This window comes from Shewanella psychrotolerans, from assembly GCF_019457595.1.
Lineage (GTDB): Bacteria > Pseudomonadota > Gammaproteobacteria > Enterobacterales > Shewanellaceae > Shewanella > Shewanella psychrotolerans.
Genome location: NZ_CP080419.1, coordinates 1715444 through 1739550 on the forward strand (window position 1 = coordinate 1715444; position 24107 = coordinate 1739550).

A 24107-nucleotide genomic window follows, 5' to 3' on the forward strand; every position below is an offset into this window, starting at 1 on the left:
TCATGGCTATGAAACCGTTAACCTCAGCGCAGAAGAAAGCCATATACCATGTGGCATTGGCGCTGGTTGTGGCCGATATGGAAGAACAAGTCATTAAGCCTATGACGCTTAAGGAAGGTAAACCGTTTAAAAAAGGCGATTTCAGTAAAGTTTATTTCAGAAAAGTACCTCAAGTTGGTCAAGCCGAGCGCGCACTGAGAAAAGCAGTGGCCGCAGCACAGCGTGATATTGCTATATCGTTTAAACACAAAGGGAGCTGATGATGACTGCTGCTAACAAAACAGACAGCCCCACCCGAGGTCGCCGCTCTAAGGTTGATCTACTGCCAGATGACATTCGCAAAATCTTAGACTCTGGCTTGCGCGATGGATCCATTACCCAAATTGAGCTGCTCGATGAGATTAATGCCCTCATTAAGGCGGCAGGCTTACCCGAAGACCAGCAGCTGTCGCGCGCGGGGATCAATCGTTATGCCACCAAGATGGAGGCCGTGGGTAAAAGCCTGCGCGAGATGCGAGAGATCACCCAAGTATGGACGGCAGAGCTAGGCGATAAGCCCACAGGCGAAGTGACCAAACTGATATTAGAGATGGCCCGTTCGCAACTGTTTAAAGCCCTATTAAACGAAGACGGTGAAGCCGCCGATGTGGGCATGATTAAAGATGCCATGCTCGCGGTGCAGCGGCTTGAAAGCGCGGCCATGGCTAGCCATAAGCGCGAGAAAGAGATCCGTAAACTGTTTGCCGAAGAAGCGGCCAATACCGCCGAGAAGGTGGCTAAATCCGCTGGTTTAACCGCCGATGCGGTGAGCCTGCTTAAGAAAGAAATCTTGGGGATCGCCTAATGGTCAGTGTTAATACCACTAAGCCCGCATTTGACCCAGCGCTTGATCCTGAATATCAGGCCTGCTGTCTGCGAGTGTTTGATCCCAAGGAGGTATTACTCGGATACCAAAAGCGCTGGATAGCGGATGAGTCACAACTCAAGCTGGCCGAAAAATCGCGCCGTACAGGCTTAACCTGGGCCGAGGCGGCTGATGCATCCTTAACCGCTGGCGCGGCTCGCGGCCAAGGTGGTACCAATCACTTTTATGTCGGTTCTAATAAAGAGATGGCGCGTGAATTTATCGACGCTGCCGCCATGTGGGCCAAGGTGTTTGACAAAGCCGCAGGCGATATCCAAGAAGAGATCTTTATCGATGAGGGCCAAGACGGCAAAGAGATCTTAACCTTTGCCATTTACTTTGCCTCGGGTTTTAAGATCCAAGCGTTATCAAGTAATCCCTCTAACCTGCGTGGTATGCAGGGTAATGTCACCATAGATGAAGCGGCGTTTCATGACCGTTTAGCCGAGGTACTTAAGGCGGCGCTGGCGCTGACCATGTGGGGCGCAAAGGTGCGTTTAATCTCAACCCATAATGGCATCGACAACCTGTTTAACGAGCTGATTAATGATTCCCGTGCGGGTAAAAAAGATTACAGCATTCACCGAATAACCCTTGATGATGCCTGTGCTGAGGGCTTATATAAACGCATTTGCCAGGTGCGAGGGATCGAGTGGAGCCAAGCAGAAGAAGATGGCTGGAAAGCCGCCTTGCTAAAAGCCACGGCGACAGAAGAGGATGCCTTAGAAGAATATGGCTGCGTGCCTAAATCGGGTGGCGGCGCTTACCTTAACCGCGCCTTGATTGAAGCGCGTATGGCCAGTATTGGTGACAGCGGCCCTGTTATTCGCCTAGCGAAAAAAGATGACTTTGGTCAGTGGCCAGAGAACCTGCGCGCCGCTGAGATTTTGCAGTGGTGCGAAGATGAGCTAAAGCCAATACTCGATAGCCTAGATCCCACTCGCCCCCATGTCTTTGGCGAGGATTTTGCCCGCAGCGGAGACTTAACGGTGATCGACGTGGGTGAGATAGCCCAAGACTTGCACATCAAAGTAAAGCTGCAAGTGGAGTTAAAAAACATTCCGTTTCGGCAGCAAGAGCAGATCCTGTTTTATATCATCGACCGCTTGCCTCGGCTGCGTGGTGGCGGCATGGATGCGCGCGGTAACGGCCAAGCCTTGGCAGAGTATGCACAAGACCGTTATGGCACCGAGGTGATCGAGTGCGTCATGTTGTCTGAAGCCTTTTATCGTGAGCAGATGCCACGCTTTAAAAGTCATTTTGAAGACGGGTTAATCACCATCCCTAGGGATGATGACACCAGCACCGACCTGCGAGCGCTTGCCATTAACCGCCGAGGTACTCCATGCCTAGGCGATGTGCGCACAGGGCAGGAAAAAGAGCGCCATGGTGATGCGGCCATTAGTCTATTTTTGATGGTTTACGCTGCCACCCTCGACGGTGCCCCTATCGAATTTACTCCAATTCCCAAAAATGATCATCGCAATCCCAATGCGCGTGCCAATGAAGATGACACTCAATCACAGCGAGGTTGCTGGTAATGCAAGAGAGAACAAGCCAGATATTAGATGCCACAGGTCGCCCGTTTAAACACCGCGACGCCAAGGCGCTACAAACTGATGATGTGCGTATTACGGGGCTGCACCGTACCTTTAGTAGCCACCCGTCGAGCGGTTTAACACCCGCCTATGCGGCCGAAATACTGCAAGCAGCAGAGCAGGGTGATCTTATTGCCCAGTGCGAGTTAGCCGAAGATATCGAAGAGAAAGACGGCCACCTTTACGCCGAACTCGACAAGCGTAAACGCGCCTTAATCGGCGTGGATTATTACTTAACCCCACCACGTAACCCCAGCGCACAAGAGAAAGCCGATACCGAGTACCTGCAAGAGATGCTCGAAGAGGGCAACTGGATAAAGAGCCTGCTTAAGTCGATGGCTGACGCCATTTTAAAAGGTTTTAGCATGCACGAACTCGCCTGGACGCGAGAGCTGGGTGAATGGTTTATCGAGGTGCCAGAGTATCGCGATCCTTCCTGGTTTATGACTCATCCTGAAAACCGTAATGAGCTGCGTCTGCGTGATGCCAGCCATCAAGGCGCTGAGCTATGGCCCTTTGGTTGGATTAAACACACTCATCAGGCTAAATCAGGTTACATCAGCCGTGGTGGCTTAGTGCGGCAATTGGTGTGGCCCTTTATTTTTAAAAACTACAGCGTGCGCGACTTGGCAGAGTTCCTTGAGATCTACGGCTTACCGCTGCGCATTGGTCAGTATCCTAGTGGTGCCAACGACGATGAAAAGCGCGCCTTGCTGCAGGCGGTAATGAGCATTGGCCATAACGCGGGTGGCATTATGCCCAAAGGCATGGTGATGGATTTCGAGAGTGCAGCCCAAGGACAAGCCGATCCATTTGACTTAATGATAAGCTGGGCTGAGAAGACCATGAGTAAGGTGATTTTAGGTGGCACCTTAACCTCACAGGCCGATGGCAAAAGCTCAACCAATGCCTTGGGTAATGTACACAACGAGGTGCGCCAAGAGCTGCGCGACTCAGACTTAGCCCAGCTGGCCGAAACCTTAACCCGTGATTTAGTTGCGCCGCTGTATGCCCTGAATTGCAAGAGCTATCAGAGCCATCGACGTCACCCGCGTTTAGTGTTTGATACCACAGAGGCAGAAGATTTGCGGGCACTGGCCTATCCGCTGCGGGCGTTCGTCAGCATGGGCATGCAGATCCCCCAAGATTGGCTACACGAAAAGACCCGTATTCCTAAGCCTGCCAATGGTGAGGCTGTGCTGCAAATTCAGCAAGAAGATCCTAATGCTACCGCTGCTGGCCAAACAGCGTTAGCGGCTTTGGCGGCTCAATCGGATAAGGCATTGCCCCGCGACCCAAGCCAAACCGCGCTCGATACCGCTCTCGATGCACTCACCCAAGGGCAGATGAGCGAAGCCTACATGGCGATGGTTGAGCCATTAATTGGTCAACTTAATAGCGAACCGGAGCAGCTGCGCGCGCGACTTAAACAAGACTATCCTGGCATGGACAGTGAGCAGCTTAGCGATATGCTGGCGCGCTTGATGTTTGTCGCCGAGTTATGGGGCATGGCTAATGCCTAAAAAAAAAGTGCCTAAACAAGCCGCTAAAGGCAAAGGTAAAATTGATTTAAGCATCGCCATTAATATGCCACCGAGTGATGCAGTGGCGTATTTTCGCGCCAAGGGTTATGCCATCAGCGACGATTGGCAAGATGTATGGACTCGCGCCCATGCCCGGGCGTTTACGGTAGCCAAGGCAGCAGAGATGGATGTGCTCACTGCGATCCGTAATGAGGTGGATGCCGCCCTAAGTCAGGGCTTAACTGCTAAGCAGTTTCAGACAAACCTTAAACCCCAGCTTGAAAAACTGGGCTGGTGGGGCAAACAAGAGGTTAATGGCCGTGAGGTGCAACTGGGTAGCCCGTACCGACTAAACACCATCTATCGTCAAAACCTGCAAACCGCTTATATGGCTGGGCGCTATCGGCGCATGCTGTCACGCACTAAGATCCACCCTTATTGGCAGTATGTCGCTATTGATGACGGCCAAACACGGCCAGCCCATGCACGGCTTCATGGTAAGGTATTTCGTTTTGACGATCCTATATGGGACATCATCTATCCCCCTAACGGCTGGGGCTGTCGTTGCCGCGTTCGGGCATTAACTGAGGCACAGGTTAAGGCCATGGGGCTAACTGTCGAAAATGGCGAGGGCTACATCAACCGCTTTGATACCGAGACAATGGCAGCCAGTACGGGCGAATTAATCAGTGTGGCTCACGCGCGTATCGACCTGCCCGATGGCAGTAGCATGAGTCCAGATATCGGCTGGGCCTATAGTCCAGGGGAGGCCGCGTTTGGTACCGATGTGGCGGTTGCTAAAAAGCTTGGCACTATTCAATCCCTCGATACCCGCGCGCAGTTTATTCAAAGCCTCAATAACAGCCCTTTACGTCAGGCACAGTTTGCCCAATGGGCTGATGAAGTGCTAGCCGTAAACAAAGAGCTAAAGCGCCCAGGACTCAACGTACAAGCGCTGGGGTTTATGACCCCCTCGATACAAGCGGCGGTCACTAGCCGATTAGGCAAAGAGCCTGCTGCATTGCTGGCTATCACTGAAAAGTCACTTGTTAGCCAAGCTAAGCGCACCTTAACGCAGGCGCAGTATCGTATGTTGCCCGTGATGCTGGCTAAGCCCGAGGCGGTGCTGTGGGACAGCAAACACCGCGCTGTACTGTATGTGTACCCAGATAGCAGTGATCAGTTTAAGGTGGTGATCAATACGGGGTGGGATAGCAATGCATCTCCATCGGTGGAGCATCAGGTTGATGCGTTTAAACTGCCATTAAGCCAGTTACAAAGTGGTGACTACGAGCTGCTTGAGGGTAGCCTAGCTGCGAGTAACAACTCATGACTAAGATAGATATCGCTTTTGAATCAAGCTTAATGACTCAGGTACTTGGCGATCTGCTGGATAAGTTTGACGACTTAAGTGAGCCGATGAATGATATCGCAGCAATACTTGAGTCAGCCACCGAAGGCGCATTTGAGGCTGAGGCCGATCCCGTAAGCGGCGCGCCTTGGCCATCATTGAGTGATAACTACCTTAAAGCCAATCCCAAACGCATTGGCGGCAAGATGCTGCAAGCCAGTGCGGGTGGATTAGCTGCCAGTATTAGCGCCGACAGTGGTGACTTTTGGGCGTCGATTGGCAGCAACAAGATCTATGCCGCCATCCATCATTTTGGTGGTACCGACGATATGCCCGCCGCGCCAGCCGCTGTGCCTGCTCGCCCATACATGGGGTTATCTGCAGAGGAGCAGCAGAGCATATTGGTTATCATGACCGACTTTTGGAGTAAGGTTTAGAGTGCTGTTTTCCCTTCAGCTATTCTGGCGTGGAGGCTCTCTAATAGGCCTTTGATATTTTCATTTGGTTGAAAATGATGGTATCTGCCAAGCAGTGATACCGCATTCACTAAATAGGGTAATGCATAAAGCTGTGAGTTGGATTCTTTTGAGTATTCAAGACATAAGTAGGCAAGCTGGATAAGTTGAATTTCCAATGCCCTGCCTACGTTCTGAACTGGATTAGAGGCCTGACGATGAAAAAGAGTACCTAGTTGAGTTAAATGGCTTTTAGCGTAATCCTCATTGTTTAATATAGCTCTATAGGTAATAACCTTCTCACCTCTGCTAAAAACGGGAGCAGCAAGATGGTCATTGATGATACCAAGCTGTACGCTTAATACTCCCCGTAATTCATTCAATTTTGCTTCTTGCTTTAAATGGGCCACTTGAGCTTCCATTGCTAGTCTACTTAGTGATGTTTCCTCTTTAGTCTCAGCCAGTTCTTGACGTGTTAGAGCTAGCTCTTGTCGTGACAGGGATAGCTCATCTCGTTGCATTTTGAGGGACCAAACAAGTAGGCCGACGGTAGCAAATCCTAGAACTGGATTAAGCACTCCCCCAACATAGTCACCGAAAGCGCCAAAGTCAGCTTGATTACCCCAGCTACCGCTGAAGTTCATAAAATAGAGCGCAAGAATACATGCACCTAGTAGGGCAAGCAGAATGATTAACCACTTAAATGAGAAGTCGTTGTTCACATCGGGTCTGATTTGCTGTTGGATAGCGTCTTGCTCTTGCTTTGAGTGATTGGTTGTCATGTGCCTTCCTTGGGGGGACAAAATAGATGTCCATGATTCTACGTCGTCAGTCATAGCATATCAAAACCTAAAACGTCTCAGCAGCGATTTAAGCCTTGCTTTGTACTACTGACTATCATGGCTCACAGTGAGAGGGATTAACCGATTTAAGGGAGATTTAAACGGGTTTTAAAGTAGGTTATTGAATGCTTGCTAATGCTTTTAGTGTTACTTTTGATTGGTTACTGGTAAAATGCGGGTACGCCATAAACCACTAATAATAAAGCGACGTAGAGCAAAATTAAGGATAGTTATGCATTCAATCAGCATGTATTCAGTTTCTGTCAGGGATCGAGCAGTAAGAAACGCAGATAACAAAAATGGTAATTTAGAGTTAAGTAACTTAAGAGGAAAAGACTTATTAGTCTATTTAAAGACCTTTCTGAAAGATAGAGAGAAAGATTACTTCAAACTAGTGGACTCTGCTGGCAATGAGATTAACTCTGTATTCAAAACCACCCAAACAACTGTTGATGATAGATTTATTTCGGGGTGGGTTGAGTATGGGCATTATGGTGTTCCGGGTAAGCTCATCAACGTAGATAATTCAAATAATGTTTTTAAAAAATCGAAGAGTGATAGTGATATAAGTCACTTATATTACTGCTTCTATATACCGAAAGGCAGCCATTATGGTGTTGCCTTGTTTCACAAGATAGGTACTGTTGGGGCCAAAAGCGTTATTGAGGACTTGTTTAATGAAGATAATGAGTTTCCAAATTGGTCTAAAGGGCTAAAACTTAGGATTAAGCCCTTAACACGTGAAACTGATGTAAGAAATTGGATGAGGAAAGCACAAGTTAAAAAAATTGTTCTTGAAAAGTTCAAGGATAAAGATCAATTTTCTGATGTAGCCAATAAGTTATCAAAGGATGCTCACATGAGTATGACTATAACTGCCCCAAGAGGTGATTTTCTTGGCTCACTTTTCGATTGGAACAGTGCCGATTATTCAGAAACCGTTGAGTTGCTTGAAGATATGTGTGCTGAAGTGAAAACAGAGATTGATGTATCAGGGAAAAGAAGGATGACTACACTTTCCAACCAAGGTACAGAGTCTAAAATTGATATCACAAGTGCTGATGTAAAGATGACAGATAATTTTCCTCGTTTTTCATCGATTGATACGTTTGCAAAATCTCTTGCGAAAGACTTATCAAGCTCATTTTAATAAGGTTAGGGAGGCGTGATGACAAGTAAAGTCAATATAAATCAAGTTATCCGTAGGCATTTCGATACCTTTAAAGATAAGGAGATGCATTACAAGCCTGTAGATTTATTTTTGTTCTTTGGTATCCCAGGAATACTATCGTTAACTGCTTGTTTTTATAGTTACGAGTTTACGCAAGCTGTTATTAGCAATCTAATTAATATTGAAGCTTTGTTGTCTGGCTTGCTGCTTAATTTATTAGTATTGGTCTACTCATTGAAAGAACGTACACCTAAAGTTAATGTAGAGGTAGAAGGATGGAAAGAGCTTCAACTCAAGCATCAGGTAGTTAATGAGGTGTTTTTCAATGTAGCCTTTTCAACTTTGACTGGGTTTATTATGTTAATTCTGACGGTGTTACATAACTTTGCTGACGGAATTAGCATTAAAGGAGTTTACCTTAATGGTAATGTTATTGATCCATTGATTATATTTTTTGGATTTAACTTAATATTGAACTTCATGATGATTATTAAAAGGATTTCAGCTCTTTTTTGTAATGAAGGTGATTAAGAATTTAACTAATCCCGAAACCTTTCCAATCCGCTAGGTAAGCCACCTAAGCAAAAATGGGCACTCCAATGTTATTGAGAGTGCCTTTTTTATGCCAGCAACATCGACCGCTTTTGGTTTCGCCGCCCTAAGCAGCCAGCTAAACGCTAACACTGAAACTGCCTTTGTGGTGGCCGAAGATGGTTATATTCAGGCGCTGCCTGATGGCCTGTTTGCGTCGGTAGATGGTCGACCAGCCGATGTAAAAAGTGGCAAGTGGCTAATGGATGCCACCGCCTTTGCTGCGCTGCAGGCAAATACCCCGCATAAATCCGGTGATCTGGTTATCGACTACGAACACCAAACCCTCAACAAAGAAAAAAACGGCCAACCCGCCCCCGCTGCAGGTTGGTTCGGTATCGATGATGTGCAATATCGACAGGGCGAAGGTTTATTCATAAAGCCGCGCTTTACCGATAACGCCATCGCCTACCTTAATGCCAAAGAATACAAGTATTTCAGCTTGGTGTTTGGCTACGACACCATTACAGGTCGCCCTCAATATATCCACTCAGCCGCGCTAACGAATCGTCCTGGCGTAGACGGCATGTTGCCGTTAGCACAGCTGAGCGCCAATTGGCCCCAACCTAACAGCACTCATGCTAATCAAAGCAAAAATCAACCGGAGGAACGCAATGTGAACCCACTATTAAAAAAGTTATTGGAAGGGCTAGGTATCGAGCTGGCATCTGATGCAGAAGCATTAACCGCTGAGCAAGAAACTGCCGCCTTAAGTGCACTTGATGAACTCAGCACTGCAGCGGCCAGCGTTGATGTTTTAAATCAGCGCATTGTTGCGTTGTCGACTAACGCAAATGATGAAGTAAACCTTAGCGAGTACGTACCTGTTGCCACGGTGAACGCATTGCGCGACCAGCTGGCGCAGCTCAGTGCCCAAAACGGTCTGCTCACCATCGACCAAGCGGTGAAAGATGCTGTCGATGAGGGCCGAGTATTGGCCTGCGAGCAAGACTATTTGCTGGCACTGGGTAAGCAGCAAGGCATGGCAGCGTTAACCGCGCATCTTGATGGGCGTAAGCCGATTAATGCGCTGACCACCACCCAAACCACCACGGTGGCTAAGCCTGAAAAGAAAGACAACCTTGCCGCCTTGTCGGCAGATGAAAAGCAACTTGCCGATGCCTGGGGTATGTCACATGACGACTATGCCAAAGCAAAGGCCGCAGATAAGGAGCAAAGCTAATGGCTGCAATTAATTCCGCCGTGCTGCAAGGGCTACGCACTATGGTGCGCAGCGAGTTTCAAAATGCACTCGCGAATGTTGACCCCTTGTATCTAAAGGTCGCCAGCGTGGTGCCCAGTAACACCAAGAGCAACACCTATGGCTGGCTGGGTTCTATGCCGTCGTTTCGTGAGTGGATTGGTGATCGCGTTATCAACTCGATTAAAGAGCATGGTTACTCAATCACTAACCGCACCTTCGAAAACACCATCGGTATTAGCCGTGATGATGTTGAAGATGACACCGTGGGTACCTACAAGCCTATGGTGCAGATGTTGGCGCAAGAGGGGCAAGAGTTCCCCGACGACTTGGTGTTTGAAATGCTCGCAGCAGGCTTTACCACTGCTTGCTATGACGGCCAAAACTTCTTTGATACCGACCACCCTGTTAACCCTAAGCATGACGGCACAGGTGTTGATGTTTCTGTGGCCAACATGGTCGATGAAACGGGCACGGGGTACACAGGTGAGCCGTGGTTCCTGCTCGATACCACGCGCCCATTGAAGCCGCTTATCTTCCAGGAGCGCCGTAAGTTGGATTTAAACACCTTGTTTAACCCAACCGATCCAGCGGTGTGGACGGCAAACGAGTTTCAGTTTGGTGCTGATATGCGCTGTGAAGCGGGCTTTGGTTTTTGGCAGATGGCGTTTGCCAACAAGCGCGACTTAAATGCCGACAACCTGTGGGATGCCATCGAGAAGATGAAAGCCTTCACCCGTGATGGCGGCAAGAAACTCAAGATACGTCCAAGCCTGCTAGTTGTTCCAGCAAGCCTAGAGAAAACCGCGACTAAGTTGCTGACGCGTGAACTCGTTAACGAAGACGGCACCACCGTCGAGAACGAGCTGAAAGGCAAAGTCGAGCTGTTGGTTGTCCCTCAGCTGTAAGCACTGGTTAAACGGCACTGGGAGCAAGGACGCCCCCAACCTCTAACTGAACTAGGAGTAACAATGAAATGGCTAAAACTGTATCAACAATTCAAGTCCTTCTTGTGGTCTGTATGGCGCAAACTGGCTACCGCCGTGCGGGCGTGGCGCTTACTAAAGGCGACAACCACCTACCGCTGGCCGATTTGTCGGATCAACAAATTGCTGCGTTTAAGGCTGACAAACGTTTGCGGGTATCGGTGGTTGATGTGGCACCAGCGCAGGGGAGTGTGGAGCTTTCAGACGGTGATAAGACATTAGGCATAGATCTTACGGGTCACATTGCTGGCGTGAAGGAGCTTGACGGCACGCCCAAAGCCCTTGATGAGTTAACTGTAAAGGAACTCAAAGAGATGGCCGAGCAGATGGAGATTGCCGATTTTAAACCGATGAAGAAAGCCGAACTTGTGGCGGCAATTTCAGCGGTTCAAGTTACTGTCCCTAATGAAGCAATCGTGCCCTCAAATGAGAGTGGTGAATAACCATGGCCCAAGTGATGTACGCCACCACAGCTAACATGCTCAGCCGCTTTGGCGAGCAAGATCTTATCTTGCTGACCGAACGCGAGGACAGCACGCCAGGTGAAATTAATCTTGAGGTGTTAACCCAAGCGCTTATCGATGCCAGCGCCGAGATTGATGGCTACATTGTGGGCCGCTACACCTTGCCTTTGGTAACAGTACCAACGGTGCTTGAGCGTAACTGCTGTGATATCGCCCGTTACTTTTTGTACGGTGATCGTGCGCCCGAACAAGTAGAGAAGCGCTACCAAGCCGTGGTGAAGTATTTAACCTCGGTCAGTAAAGGCGACATTAGTTTGGGGCTGGCTGATACGGGCGAAAGCGCAGACCAAAGCGAGCTAACTGTCGTGGTTGAAAGCGCTGGCAGTGTGTTTAGCCGCCAATCATCTAAGGGGTTTATCTGATGTTTGACATTAAAGATGACTACTTAGTGGCGGGCGATGCGTTGACCGAATTACTGGCCCCATTGTTAGCCAATAAGACCTTAAAAAAGGTCTACCAGGCAAACGAGCTAAGCGAAGTGGATGAGCGCAGCCAGGTCACACCTGCCGCCCACCTGCTTTATATGGGGGATGTATTACCCGATACCGCCCAAGGCGGCGCGACAACTCAGATAAAGCAGACCTGGCTAGTCGTGCTGGCTTGCCGCTTATCGATACATGAGCGCAGTGCGGGTGAGTTACTCACTCGCACATTAAGTGCCATCGCGGGCAAAACCGTAGTGATGGATGGCCAGAAACTTGGCCCGTTCTTGCGTACTAACAGCCCAATTAAACCTCGTTTCAGTAAGAGCCATGGTTATTACCCGTTGGCCTTTACTGTGCAGTGTCGTTTTAACCCCAACCTAAAAGCTTATTGAGGAACTATCTATGAGTGGATTACTCGTTGCAGGCAACTTCTTTGTTGACCGCTTAAATGCCCTAGGGCAATCGACTGGGATCATCGGTCCCATTAACACCACTAAGTTGGCGGTGAAAACCGACGCCGATGAAAAAGTGCGTGGCAGTAAAAAGAAAGCCAACTATGGCCAGGCATTAAGCGTGGTAAAAATCGCTAAGCCTGTTGAAGTGGAATGGATGTTCGATGACCAACCCGCTGAGCTTATCGCGATGGCGCTGCTGGGCGACACCCAAGTGATTAACTCAGGCAGCGGCACCCTAACCGATGAAGCCTTAACCCTGCCTACGGGGCTGCGCTGGGCACAGCTGCCACAGTCCAACTTTGCGGCAGTGGGTTTTGATGTGAAAAAAGATGCCGCCACATTAGTGCTCGGCACCGACTATGAAGTGAACTATGCCCTTGGTTTAGTGCGTGCGGTCAAAGGTGGCGCGGTCGAAGCGGGTGGTGAGGTGTTGGTGACAGGCCAGCACAATGCCATTAGCGGCACCTTAGTCAAAGGTGGGATTAACGCCCAGGTGCGTGCGCGCATCTTTGGTGAAGGCACCAACTTAGAGACAGGTAAGCCGATTAAGCTCGATATCTTCGATGCCAGCTTATCACCCACTGCGGCGCTTGATTTTGCTGCCAGTGAGTTTGTGAGTGCCACGCTTGCGGGTAAGGCCCAATTAGTCGCAGGTAAAGATCATCCGTTTGAATATGCCGAGCTAGACGCCCCTGCGGCCTAGTTAAGCAGCGGATGTGGCTAAAGAGCAGTGATTAATATCTTGCCCTTTAGCGCCGCATTAACCCCTCTTTAAATCAGCGTTAAACCAGAGAAATAAACGAGAACAGCAATGGCCGATAAAACCTTAGAGTTAGCCCTGCGTATCGTGGCAGAAGCCACAGGTAAGCAACACATTGAAGCCTTGGTTGATGAGCTAAAGCGCATCGGTCAAGAGTCGGATGTGGCTAACCCTAAAGCGGCGGCATTGGCCACTGAACTCGATGGCCTTGCCAATCAGCAAGAGTTGATTAACAGCTTTAAGCAATCGCGCAACGAGCTGGAACAGCAAGAGCTGGCGCTCACTGCTGCAGCGCTTGGCCTACAAGATCTTAAGCAACGCGCCAGTGAGACCGACCAACCTTTCGTGCAGCTTGCACGCTCGATTGACACTGCCGAAAAAGAGCTTGAGCAGATGCAGGCTGAGCTAGCCAAGCAATCGGCTAGCCATACTAAGCTGCAAAATGCGCTGTCAAAATCGGGCATTGATTACAACAACCTCACTACCGCCCAACGTAAATTAGGGGCCGAGCTGGATGGCGCTGGCCGTAAAGTCGATAAGTTTGCCGGGCAGCTAGAGCGCGGTGACACCAAAGCCCGAGATAATGCGGCATCGCTGCGCGGTGTGGTTGGCCAAGTTACCGCGCTGGCTGGGGCGTATGTGGGACTTGATCGCGTCGCTCAGGCGATTAAAGATGTGTTTGCCACAGGCGATCAGTTCGAGCGTCTAGGCGTGCAGATGAATGCCGTGATGGGTAGTTTTGAGTCGGGTAAACAGGCAACCGACTGGGTAAAAACCTTTGCTCGCGATGTGCCGCTGCAGCTCAATGAAGTTAACCAAGCGTTCGTTAAGGCCAAGGCATTTGGCCTAGACCCTATGAACGGCACCATGAAGGCCATTGTCGACCAGGCATTTAAATTGGGCGGCGGTTTTCAAGAGGTAGAGGGCATCACCTTAGCCCTTGGACAAGCCTGGGCTAAACAGAAGTTACAAGGCGAAGAGATTTTGCAGCTCATTGAGCGCGGCGTGCCCGTGTGGGACATGCTGGCAAAAGTCACAGGTAAGAACAGCCAAGAGCTACAAAAACTCAGTGAGCAAGGCAAGCTTGGTCGCGATGTGATGAAGGCGCTGATTGATGAGATGGGCCGCGCCAGTGAAGGCAGCGCCGCTGCGCAGATGGCTTTGCTCAGTGGCCAAGTGTCTAACCTAAAAGATAATCTCACCTCATTTTATAACGATATCGCACAGTCAGGTGCGCTGGATTGGCTCAAGGGGCAGATTAGCGATCTAAATGCTGAGTTTGCCGCCATGGCCGCCGATGGCCGTTTAAAGCAATGGGCACAGCAAGTTAGCGACACTATAGTGACTATTGGCTCGGCGGTGCAAGATGGCGCTGCTTTGTTGTATCACTTTAGAGATGAGATTGGTTTTGTCGCTAAGGCTTGGCTTGCGCTGAAAGTCGGCAGTTATTTTAGTGATGTGGTCACCGGAGCCAATGCCGCTATTGGCGCGATGCGTCTTTATACTGGCGCAATCACGGGAACCGCTGCTGCATCTGAATCTGCAACATTAGCGGCAGGAAAACTAAAAGCAGCTTTGGCCGCTGCTGCGCGCGCAGGACTATACCTGGCATTAATTAGCGAATTAGTCGAGCTAGCCCGCGTTTATCGAGATCTGTTGATTGCCGAGGAAGCCTTAGCACGTTCACAGCGTGAAGCTGCGAGCAGTGCTAAACAGTTAGAGTACTCACTTAGAGACTTAAGCGAGCAAACTGGCGTGGCCTTTAGCAACATGGCCGAGTTCAATCAGGCCGTCGATGATGGCAAGTTGATCTATGACGATGCTGCAGGTAAGTGGATTAATGCCGCAAAGGCTATGGAGCAGGTTAAACAAGCTGCGATTGAGGTGGTTGAACCGATTAAATTAACGGTCGATGAGGCTCTTAAACTCACACTCACCTTAAGCGAACAGACCAAAACCCTTGATGGTATCAAAGGCGGCATGGGGGGCTTTATCCGCCAAATCGATGCGGCCATCGCACCATTGCAGGCCGCGGGTAGTGAGTATGCGGCCCATGTGAAGTTGCTAACAGAGCTGCGTGGTAAGTTTGAACAGCAACAAGTCTATTTAGATGCCACGGCACAAGGCGCAGGTGCGCTGCAGCAAGCCTATAAAGAGCTTGGCCTCACCAGTAGTGAGGCGTTGCAACAAACCAGCGATAAAGCTGAGGCGGCTTTTAATCTAATCAAAAACAGCCGCGAACCTATTGAGCAACAAAAGGATGCCTTTAATGCTTGGGCTAAGGCAGCACTTGAAGCCGCCGAGGCAACAGGCCAAACCGTACCAGAAACCCTAAAATCCGAAGCGGCAACCTTGGGGTTATCGCAGACGTTAGATAATTTGGTGGCCAAGCAATATGGCTACCGCGATAGCGTTAAAAGCTTGTCACCAGAGCAAGCCAAGTTGTCAAAGGAACTGCAGCAAACAGAAAATAGGCTTAAACAATGTCGTGATGTGATGAATAGCTCGACGGCATCGAGTAAAGATAAGGCTAAAGCCCAAAAAGAATTGGCGCAGCTGCAAGGCCAACTGAGTGAGCAGACTAAGCAGCTCACTGAAGTGCAAGCGTTAGAGTCAGCTAACTACATTCAATTAAAAGCCAAATATGAAGCAGTATCAAAAGAGCTGTTACGTTTGGATGATGCCTATAAAAATGGCGCACTTACCGCTGAGGAATACCTGAAGCAGAAAGAGCGTATCATCGAAGTACTGCGTATCTTGCAACGGCTTATGGGTGGGCTTGAAGATGGTGAGCAAGATTTAGATGAGCAAGCAGGCAAGACCACCAAAACCCTCGCTGAGCAAAAAGAAGAACTTGAAGCGCTAGAGAAAGCCACAGGCCGTGCGACTGAATATGTGAACTTGTATGCAGGGGCTTTTCAACACCTCAATAAACAGTTCGACTTTTCTGCAGATTCAACTGAGAAGCTAAAAGCAAGACAAGACGAACTCCGCACCATGATCATGCAAAACATGAGTGTGTTTAGTGGTTTTTGGCAGCTGCTTGCCGAGACCAGTAACCAAGCGTTTATTCGTGAAAATCGCATTATCAGCGAAACCTTAGCGATACGAAATTGGACAAGCGAACTTGAAAGCTCAAGCATTACCCTAGAGCGGGTCAATGAAATCAGCCGTTATGCCACTCGGCAAATCCGTGAACTAGGTGATGAAGAGCTTAAGCCACTACAAGCGGCTATCGATGCCACACGCAACCGTATCTTAGATCTGCGTGATGACATTAATGGCACAGTTAATAGCCTCAAAGATGAGCTAGACCAGCTCAACAACAACCAAACTGCGATTGAGAAACGCCGCTATGAGCAGCAACAAGCCGAGCTGCAATCCCAGCTTGACGCGGCCAAGACTGCCCAGGACAAAGCGGCGATCAGCAGTGCCCAAGAAGCGCTGCGCCTGAGTAAAGAGATCTATCAAACCAAGCTAAAACAGATTGATGCTGAGGCATCCGAGCGTCGCCAGCGAGAGCAAGCCCAGCCATCTCAGTCAAGTCGTGATACCAGCACGAGTCGCTCACCAACGCAGACGGTTAGCACGCGCAACACCATCACCACTGTTAGCACTGGCCGAATCGATACTGTGCGCCTTGAGTTGGTGATGCCATCTGGCCAAGTGGTAAAAGCCGACTTGCTTGACGAGTTTAAGCAGTTGCTCTTTAGCGAGTTAGAACAGATTAAGGCCACCTCATGATCACCTTAGACACCATACAGCTACCGCAATTTATTTGGCTTAACCGCTTTGGCTATTCGGCTTTTGTCAGCAATGCCGAATTTGCGCTCGATGGCTCGCAGCATGTTGAAGTGGCAAGTAAGCAAGCGGGGCGCAGCGTAGTGTTGTACAGCGACGGTGAAGCCTTAAGCCTATTTGACACCCTTGAGACTCACGCCAATGCAGCAGGTGCAACCGCTTTTAGCCTTGATATTAATGGCACTGTATTAAGCGTGATGTGGGACTACGGCGACCAGCCGATTAGCGGCGTGCCCGCAATCAATTACAGCGATGGTGATCCTGAGCAAATCGATACCATCACCTTGAAATTAATCACCGTTTAATACTGATTTAATTAGTGAGAATAAAATGACAATTACCCGCAACAATTTAGCCATTTTTAAACCCGAACTGCTCGGTGACAGCCCTGATGCAGGCGGTCAGCGCACTAAGAACGCTGTTGAATCCGGGCAGCTTAATGAATTGTTTCGCGCTATTTCTGATATCGACCACTCGCAATCATCTGTTGATATCGTTAAGTGCTATCCGGCACTCGATACCGCTGATACCTCGGTTTTATTAAACGGGCATATTTTTATCAGCCAAAAGCCAACCGATGAGTTGGTTAGTATGTTAATAGCAGAGTCAAGTGATTTAGATGATGCCGACCGCATGACAGATATGGTCGAGATCCTTGAATCCTCAGTACGAGCAGGGCAGCTTATTCGCAATCGCTTGATCGGTTTGCTCGCAGGGCAAGACAGCTTTCCTCGTTCATATCTGCAGACTATCTATCAATTCAACGGCAAAGAATATTATGAGACTTTAACCCTGCAGCAAGGGCAAACTATTGTTATCTCAGTTGAGTATGAGGGCAATGAAGATGCGAATTGGCCTCGGTTTGAACATTTCTGCGAGGTACAAGAAACCGTGTCTGGTGGCAAAGGGGGCGCGGTGCGGTTTAAACCTGAGATCCCTTATGACACGCCAAATTATGATGTAGTGATTAATGGTGAAAGTGGATGCACTAAGCTGCGTTATACCAGTGAGAATGATGGTATTAAGTTTCATGGTGTCAGTGCGTTAACCGCCCCCTCAGATTCAAATGAATTAAGCGTTGAAAACACAGTGGTTGAATTACTGCCCAAAGTGCGAACAACGGCGGTGAGTGGCGGCAATACCTTACCTGGTGTTGAAGATAATGATAATACGGCAAGCAGTAGCACTGAGGTGCTACCCAGTATGGTTTATAAAAATATATATGTCCCCTCGGTGGCTGGTCAAACAACGTATATTTTTGAGGTACCTGATTTATTAAAAGACACTTGGTTAGATGATAACGGTATTCAAAGTGTAAAATACAACGGCGGGTATGCTCAAAACGCGAGTGTTAATATTGTTGGAACCACAGTCACCGTTACCTTTAGCGGCACTGCACCGAGCGGTAATCAAAGCGTTGGCCTCAGTTATTTAAGTGTGCAAAAGTGGGGCGTATGGGAAACCCCAGCGGCGTTCCCAGCGGATCACATCTTAGTATTAGGCAAGGCATTTGGTGCCATTACATTTGCAGATGGGAGTTACGGTACCAGCGAGATTCGAACCCAAGATTACCCACGTCCGACCGATGTTACGGCCATCCCAATCTTAGAGACAAATAACAATCGTGTGGGCACCATAAATGCCGTAACGGGCGTGGTGACTAAAGAGCCTGATTTTCGTGGTGACTTTAGCATTGTGCTTGGCTCACTACTGCAAAAAACAGAGCCTGGCGAGGTAGTTACTCCTGGTGATACCAGCGTTGTATTCCCGTTAGATTCAGACTCACCCATACTCGATACACTGTATATACAGGTCGCTACCACCAATGATGTGCTACTCAGTGCTAGCTCTGATGCCAATGGGGTGATAACGGGCAATGGGATCACCGGCAGCGTAGATGGAAATATCGTATCGTTGTCGTTTTCATCACCAGTGTGGTTATCGACATTAACGTATGATTTAACCGAAACCGTCACATTATCCCCCCCACCAGAGCTTTACGGCCTCAATCCATTGCGGATTAAAAACAGTGGCGTGGTCAATGCCTTTAGCGCATGGACAAACGTTAGTGTGCAGCATACCCAAACACAGCTAGTTAATAACCCTGCAGCCGCGCAAACCTATAACGTTAGAGCTAATGCCCGTTTTGTTGATATTACCGATGCGACAGGCGCAAGCTTATGGACCTTAACAGATGATAATTACAGCGTTGATAAAGCCGCAGGTGTTGTCACCATCAATAGTGATTTCAGCGGTTTTACCGCCCCGTATCTATTAACGGATTCAATCGGTGAGCTTGGCTTGGTGGTCGATGTGCAGCAAGACAAATTAGTCTTAGCGTCACCACTCAGCCAGAGCTATCCAGCGGGGTCAAACGTATCGAGCGTACAAGACTTAGGTGACTTACAAGCACGGGTAGGTAGCGTGCGCGATATGAGTTCGTGGAGCGATAATTGGGATTTAGACGGTACCCCAGCGACAGCCTCACTTAACGTGGTCGATTTCCCGATTGAGGTCATTAACAACACCGCGATTAACGAAGATTGGGTATTAATTTTCACTAGCCCAACGGCATTCCGCTGCGTGGGTAAACGCCTCGGCCAAATCGAAACAGGCGACACGTTAAACGATTTCACACCCATCAATCCACTGACACTCGCGCCATATTTTGTTATTCGCCAGGGCGCATTCGGTGGCGGCTGGAACACAGGCGAAGCGGTGCGCTTTGCGACTTACGCAAGTTCAAAACCTGCGATGCTGCTGCGCACAGTACAGAGCGGCCACAGTCAAATCACAACGGATCGTGCAACACTCGCGTTCCGTGGTAACGAATCTTAGGAGTAAATACAATGCCATTACCAGTAACAATTTATCGCAGCACCGATGTTGGCGCCCCCGTAGGTTTACCGATGTATCCGTCAGATTGGATAGAAATTTTAAAAGCCTGTTTAGTCGATGGTTATGGTACAAAACTTCCACTTGGATGGACGTTAGAGTTTGAAGATGTTGGGGCTTATAAGGCGGCTTTTAGGAGTTCACTTGTTGACGGTTCCGGTGGTTATTTCAGAGTTAGTTCGTATGACGGTAATAATAACCTTGGTGGTGATATTGATTTAAAATGCGCATCTGAAATGTCAGATATTAATACCTTCATTAAAGCTGGCGGTGCTAGGCGACTTAATGTGGGCAGTTCCTCAACTTACACTGGTGGCTGGACTGTGATCGGTACTAGCATAGGTTTTTGGATAATCCATGAGTCATCACAACCAACTGGTAGTCTAAATTCAACCTATGCTACATATCAAAATGCATTCTTTATTGGCGACGTTGAATCATATATACCGAATGATGCAGGTGTGTTTACGCTAATAAGCGCAATTAGTGGATTCGACGATAATGGTGGTGTAGGTTATTCACAATTTATCGGATCAACCACTTATGTACTTTGCACACTTTATGATACAGATGGTGGTACTGGTAAGGCTCAGTATGAAATTCCCGGTCTACAGTATTGGACGTCAACAACTTATGATGGCGGTGATGCGGAAGTTCTTGGTTTACCTATAATTCTTAACAAGACCATGCTGATTAACACTAATGGTGAGACGACTAGTGGTTCCGTGTCGCTACCATTTGTCAGGTGTTCTCCACCTGGTCTTTATTTATGTGGTTTTGTGGGATATCGAACCGCTAGCTTTCCTTTAATTAAGACTATAAACGGTGATGATTATTACGTAATTCGCGGAAATTATACCCCGTTTTTGTGGATAAAATGCAGCGGTGAATGGTATGTCTAATTATATATTGGAACCTGTGGTGTCATCTGCTGTAGTGAATCAAGCTCTTATTGAGGTTGATTTTGACACCAACACTGAGAGGGTGGTTATACTTAATCGTGAAACAATGGTGTGTTATTACAATACTAAAGTTACAGCTAACCCATTCAAAGCGATTGTTCCATTTACCCACACATTCAACAACACTTTGTTGGTGGGTATATTAGATGATGATGGTGTGTTTAACGCTGCGTTTGCGGATGGTGTTGAACCACAGATTATAGACGGATCGGCTATAGATATTAAAACATGATAGCCATTAGGTTTACTCACCAAATAAGTAATAACACCCAACCTTTATCTCTATATTTTGCGGGTAATGAGCCGTTTGCAGGTGTAACAATTAGGTTTGATAAGCCGTGGGGTAATTACACATCACCACTATACTTGCGATTCAATGGTGATGTTGAGCCACCACTACCCGTTGATACTACAATTGGCATCGAGTGTGGCATTACATGGGTTAACCCATTGCAAATTGAGCAGCAAGTCATTCTTGCTGAGGCCGCGAATAAGCTGGGTGTTGAGGTTGATAGCACTTACCAGGTAACGGCTAACCCTACGATTGAGATAGCTTCCCGCTGGGATTCAAAGCAATCTATTGGGGTGGCGTATGATGCGCCTTGGTCGCTTAATCCTGATGTGCGGAGTGATTTTTCATTACGCTGGGCGATGCCGCTTAGTCACCAAGCGCTGCTTAATATTGAATGGCTAACGTCACTAAGTCATCGAGTCGATAATGCGCTGCACTGGCTTGATATTGCCGCTCATACTCAATCGGTTGACATTGTGTGGCGCGATGGTGCTGAGCATCAAATTGAGTTTGCGATCAGTTATCGAGGTCAAGTGTGCGACTCACAACTATTAGTGTCGTGGGGGCCGCATCAAGCCCGTTGGATTTGCTCAACCAATTATCGCCCACCCGAACCTGGACTCATTAAAATGCGCTTTAGCGAGCCGTGGGCCAACTCACCCAGCCCGTTAGCGCTGCGCTTTGAAGCCTCGCCAGAGTATTGTTATTGGGACAATGGCGGTGGTTTATTTGATGCCAACCCAACATTACCTAACCTTGATTTTAAAATTCCCCTTGAGCCGCAGGTAAGAAGGAGTTATCTCATGCAGCCCCAAATCAGTTGTATTCGAGTAAGCGATAGCTTGGCTGTGGTGCTCAAGTCAGTATCGATTTCTCAGTCGCGTTCACAGTGGACCAGCAGTGGCAATGTGACATTTTCATCGCGTATCGACGCAGAACGTGCAGCCAATGAGCTGCTTAAAATTACCATCAATGGTTACGATTTTTATCTATTGTGTGAAGTGCCAAGTGAGAGCAAAGCCTTTGGGAAGTTGAGTTACAGCGCATCTGGTCGAGGTCGATTTGCTGAGCTGTCTGCGCCGTATGTTAAAGCGATTAATTACGTCAATACCCAAGCCCGCAGCTTCATGGGGTTGATGGGTGACATTATCGAAAATATGGGCTGGACATTAGTCAGTGAGATAACCGATTACAATGTGCCTGCCAATGCCTTTAGCTATGCTGCCAAAACACCTGCAGAGGTGCTGAATATGATGGCTAGTGCCATTGGTGCCATGCTGGATATTGATAATGAAACTAAAACTATCACTGTGATCCCTCAGTGGCCAACCGTGCCGTGGGATGTCGATAATGCGGTACCAGATGTGATCTTACATGATGCGGTGATCTTAGATTTTAGCGAGAAACGAGAAATTAGACCTGATGCCAACGCCGTGTTTGTGCGTGGTGAGCAACAAGGTGTAGCGGTAAAAGTTAAGCGCACAGGCACTGCTGGTGACAACTTCGCAGCGGATATCGTCGACAAGCTGATCACGGATAATCAAGCAGCAAGAATGCGTGGCACTGTTGAATTGGCTAATGCAGGTAACAAGGTTCACAGCAGCATTAGAACTAAAGTAATGGCGGATTTGCCACCGATGCGACCTGGTATGTTAGTGGGCGTACGTAAGGGCACAGAGGTGTTTAAGTCAGTATGTGACGGCTTTACGATTAATGCCAGTGTCAGTGAGTCAACTGGTGTGGTGACAGTTAACCAAACCGTGACGCTATTGCGTAATGAGGTGGCGGCATGAGCAACATCTATCAACGCTTAGGCAACTTGAACCCTAAGCAGCAACGCGCGGTGGCTACCGTCATTTCAGTAACCAATGGCACCACAACAGTACAGCATGCCGATGGCAGCTATCAGATGGTGTTGGGTGATACCGTCGCAAGCGGAAAGGTCTACATCATCGATGGCCAAGTACAAGGCCAAGCCGCAGATTTGCCGTTTTCAGAGATTGAGATTTAAAAATTCTCAACAACATAGAACGGGGCGTTACATTGCTTAAGTTGCGCGAATTTGCCTTACCGATAATGCCTGTTGCTGACCACTTTAGATTATGCAGCAAAGTTACATCCTAACCTTATAATTTCCGTACTCGTTTATTCTGTTTTACTCTGGTATAGTGCTTATAAATCAATGGCTTTACTTTAATAATTCTTAAGTAGTAAGTTTGTTAAATGTACGAACAGACTATACAAATATTTTGGCATTTGATTCGTATCTAGTAGTAAACTTCCCATAATGAATTGCGACAACTTTCTGAGATTAGGAGGGCAGCATGAAGATAGTTCTAACTTTGATCGCGGTAATTTCAGCTATAGCTATTAGCTATTTATGTTTTTACGGCGTTGAAGTCACTGCCACGATAGAAAGAGGTGATAACAAAAACAGGTGCTCAATTTCATCACCTATTTTTGTTAAAGTAAAAAACAATACTTTCTCTACTATACGTGACATCACGTTTAACCTTGAATTATTTAAGGGAAATCGTTCTCAAAATCTTTTGGTTGATACTGATAATGGGTTTAGTGTTTTTGATGTAGTAGTCCCTCCTTTTGGAGAAGAGTCAGGTTGTTATACTGACAGGTATATCAAATCCTTTCTTAATCCCAACAATATTGAAATGAGAAATCCTAGTGCTAAAGAGGCAGCTTCATCTATTATGGATAATGTAAAAAACTTTCGAGTATTTGAAGACTCTCATAAGGTATACATTTCCAACATAGCAGTTTCTTATATAGAGTAAATTATTAGCCGTGGCGACGGCCCAATAAGAAAACATGCACAGCGCTCTAGAGAGAGCGCTGCAGTATTAGGTGATTTAGTCGCAAGCAGTAAGATCTACCTCATCAATGGGCAACTACAAGATCAAGCAGCAGACCTACCATTTAGTGAAATAGATATTTAAAGCCAATTAAAACTCTACTTAAAAACACTTAGAAAGAGTTTTTCTCCCAAACTAAGCGACGCGCTACAATTACACGGTTGGAGGTAATCACAAGGGGAGGGATCGGAAAGAGCTTTTAATTTGCAATTGGTAGCTATAGAGAAGGCCCATTGAGGGCCTTCATCCTTTCTCATTTGGGGCTGCTATAAAGTTTAAAAGTAGTTTACGGAGGTTGCTTATAGTTCTATTTGCCAAAGTAATCGAACCGACTTTTGCCAAACCAACCGACTATTCCACTAACTCATCAATTGCCAAACCAAGCGAACCCGTTTGCCAAATTATGCGGCGCGCTACAGTTTTACGTACATTTCGTTCGCATTCCACCTCGACCTTAGTCTAATCTAAGCGCCTGATATCTCTAGTGGTTTACGCGAGCGT

At 47.9% G+C, this 24107-nt stretch carries 23 protein-coding genes; 22 read left to right on the top strand and 1 reads right to left on the bottom strand.

The genetic code is table 11. From position 1 onward, the window contains the following. Positions 1 to 2 precede the first annotated feature (2 nt). From K0I62_RS07560 to K0I62_RS07585, 6 genes are read left to right on the top strand one after another with little or no spacing between them, the layout of a single operon-like run. On the top strand, positions 3 to 260 hold the full coding sequence (locus tag K0I62_RS07560; RefSeq protein WP_220070858.1) for a hypothetical protein: 258 nt from the start codon (positions 3 to 5) through the stop codon (positions 258 to 260). Then, positions 260 to 844: a DUF3486 family protein gene (locus K0I62_RS07565; protein WP_350354798.1), complete on the top strand. Its 585-nt coding sequence runs from the start codon at positions 260 to 262 to the stop codon at positions 842 to 844. The genes K0I62_RS07560 and K0I62_RS07565 overlap by 1 nt, the downstream gene beginning before the upstream one ends. Continuing rightward, positions 844 to 2445: a hypothetical protein gene (locus tag K0I62_RS07570; protein ID WP_220070859.1), complete on the top strand. Its 1602-nt coding sequence runs from the start codon at positions 844 to 846 to the stop codon at positions 2443 to 2445. Before K0I62_RS07565 ends, K0I62_RS07570 begins: the two co-directional genes overlap by 1 nt. Next, complete coding sequence (locus K0I62_RS07575; RefSeq protein ID WP_220070860.1) at positions 2445 to 4025, top strand: DUF935 domain-containing protein; 1581 nt, start codon at positions 2445 to 2447, stop codon at positions 4023 to 4025. The genes K0I62_RS07570 and K0I62_RS07575 overlap by 1 nt, the downstream gene beginning before the upstream one ends. Next, on the top strand, positions 4018 to 5358 hold the full coding sequence (locus tag K0I62_RS07580) for a phage head morphogenesis protein (protein ID WP_220070861.1): 1341 nt from the start codon (positions 4018 to 4020) through the stop codon (positions 5356 to 5358). The genes K0I62_RS07575 and K0I62_RS07580 overlap by 8 nt, the downstream gene beginning before the upstream one ends. Beyond that, on the top strand, positions 5355 to 5813 hold the full coding sequence (locus K0I62_RS07585) for a phage virion morphogenesis protein (RefSeq protein ID WP_220070862.1): 459 nt from the start codon (positions 5355 to 5357) through the stop codon (positions 5811 to 5813). Before K0I62_RS07580 ends, K0I62_RS07585 begins: the two co-directional genes overlap by 4 nt. Here K0I62_RS07585 and K0I62_RS07590 read toward each other — a convergent pair. Further along, the gene (locus K0I62_RS07590) at positions 5810 to 6613 is read right to left on the bottom strand and encodes a hypothetical protein (RefSeq protein ID WP_220070863.1); all 804 of its coding nucleotides are present in this window, start codon (positions 6611 to 6613) and stop codon (positions 5810 to 5812) included. The genes K0I62_RS07585 and K0I62_RS07590 overlap by 4 nt on opposite strands. Before the next feature lie 292 nt (positions 6614 to 6905). Here K0I62_RS07590 and K0I62_RS07595 point away from each other — a divergent pair, with 292 nt between their 5' ends. The 16 genes from K0I62_RS07595 to K0I62_RS07670 all read left to right on the top strand — a co-directional run bounded on the left by K0I62_RS07595 (position 6906) and on the right by K0I62_RS07670 (position 23528). Next, on the top strand, positions 6906 to 7823 hold the full coding sequence (locus K0I62_RS07595) for a hypothetical protein (RefSeq protein ID WP_220070864.1): 918 nt from the start codon (positions 6906 to 6908) through the stop codon (positions 7821 to 7823). Between the two features lie 18 nt (positions 7824 to 7841). Further along, positions 7842 to 8375 (top strand): hypothetical protein, encoded by a 534-nt coding sequence (locus K0I62_RS07600; protein ID WP_220070865.1) that lies wholly within the window; start codon positions 7842 to 7844, stop codon positions 8373 to 8375. Positions 8376 to 8466: 91 nt separating this feature from the next. Then, the gene (locus tag K0I62_RS07605) at positions 8467 to 9618 is read left to right on the top strand and encodes a phage protease (protein WP_220070866.1); all 1152 of its coding nucleotides are present in this window, start codon (positions 8467 to 8469) and stop codon (positions 9616 to 9618) included. Then, positions 9618 to 10544 carry a Mu-like prophage major head subunit gpT family protein gene (locus K0I62_RS07610; RefSeq protein ID WP_220070867.1) on the top strand — a complete coding sequence of 309 codons (927 nt, stop codon included), beginning with the start codon at positions 9618 to 9620 and terminating at the stop codon, positions 10542 to 10544. The genes K0I62_RS07605 and K0I62_RS07610 overlap by 1 nt, the downstream gene beginning before the upstream one ends. A gap of 68 nt (positions 10545 to 10612) precedes the next feature. Continuing rightward, positions 10613 to 11065, top strand: coding sequence for an HI1506-related protein (locus K0I62_RS07615; protein WP_220070868.1), 453 nt, complete (start codon positions 10613 to 10615; stop codon positions 11063 to 11065). Between the two features lie 2 nt (positions 11066 to 11067). After that, complete coding sequence (locus K0I62_RS07620; protein WP_220070869.1) at positions 11068 to 11508, top strand: gp436 family protein; 441 nt, start codon at positions 11068 to 11070, stop codon at positions 11506 to 11508. Continuing rightward, positions 11508 to 11963, top strand: coding sequence for a phage tail terminator protein (locus tag K0I62_RS07625; RefSeq protein ID WP_220070870.1), 456 nt, complete (start codon positions 11508 to 11510; stop codon positions 11961 to 11963). Before K0I62_RS07620 ends, K0I62_RS07625 begins: the two co-directional genes overlap by 1 nt. 10 nt (positions 11964 to 11973) lie before the next feature. Next, positions 11974 to 12729: a phage tail tube protein gene (locus K0I62_RS07630; protein ID WP_220070871.1), complete on the top strand. Its 756-nt coding sequence runs from the start codon at positions 11974 to 11976 to the stop codon at positions 12727 to 12729. A gap of 108 nt (positions 12730 to 12837) precedes the next feature. Then, positions 12838 to 16530: a tape measure protein gene (locus K0I62_RS07635; protein WP_220070872.1), complete on the top strand. Its 3693-nt coding sequence runs from the start codon at positions 12838 to 12840 to the stop codon at positions 16528 to 16530. Beyond that, a complete protein-coding gene (locus K0I62_RS07640; protein WP_220070873.1) occupies positions 16527 to 16892 on the top strand; it encodes a hypothetical protein in 366 nt (121 codons plus the stop codon). Before K0I62_RS07635 ends, K0I62_RS07640 begins: the two co-directional genes overlap by 4 nt. Positions 16893 to 16917: 25 nt before the next feature. Continuing rightward, positions 16918 to 19425: a hypothetical protein gene (locus K0I62_RS07645; protein WP_220070874.1), complete on the top strand. Its 2508-nt coding sequence runs from the start codon at positions 16918 to 16920 to the stop codon at positions 19423 to 19425. Positions 19426 to 19436: 11 nt separating this feature from the next. Next, positions 19437 to 20384 carry a hypothetical protein gene (locus tag K0I62_RS07650; RefSeq protein ID WP_220070875.1) on the top strand — a complete coding sequence of 316 codons (948 nt, stop codon included), beginning with the start codon at positions 19437 to 19439 and terminating at the stop codon, positions 20382 to 20384. Further along, positions 20377 to 20676, top strand: a complete 300-nt coding sequence (locus K0I62_RS07655) for a hypothetical protein (RefSeq protein WP_220070876.1) — start codon at positions 20377 to 20379, stop codon at positions 20674 to 20676. Before K0I62_RS07650 ends, K0I62_RS07655 begins: the two co-directional genes overlap by 8 nt. Next, positions 20673 to 22529, top strand: coding sequence for a hypothetical protein (locus K0I62_RS07660; RefSeq protein ID WP_258405111.1), 1857 nt, complete (start codon positions 20673 to 20675; stop codon positions 22527 to 22529). Before K0I62_RS07655 ends, K0I62_RS07660 begins: the two co-directional genes overlap by 4 nt. Further along, positions 22526 to 22747, top strand: coding sequence for a hypothetical protein (locus K0I62_RS07665; RefSeq protein ID WP_220070877.1), 222 nt, complete (start codon positions 22526 to 22528; stop codon positions 22745 to 22747). The genes K0I62_RS07660 and K0I62_RS07665 overlap by 4 nt, the downstream gene beginning before the upstream one ends. A 313-nt stretch (positions 22748 to 23060) precedes the next feature. Then, entirely contained in the window at positions 23061 to 23528 is a 468-nt protein-coding gene (locus tag K0I62_RS07670; RefSeq protein WP_220070878.1) for a hypothetical protein, read from the top strand. The last annotated feature ends 579 nt before the right edge of the window (positions 23529 to 24107 follow it).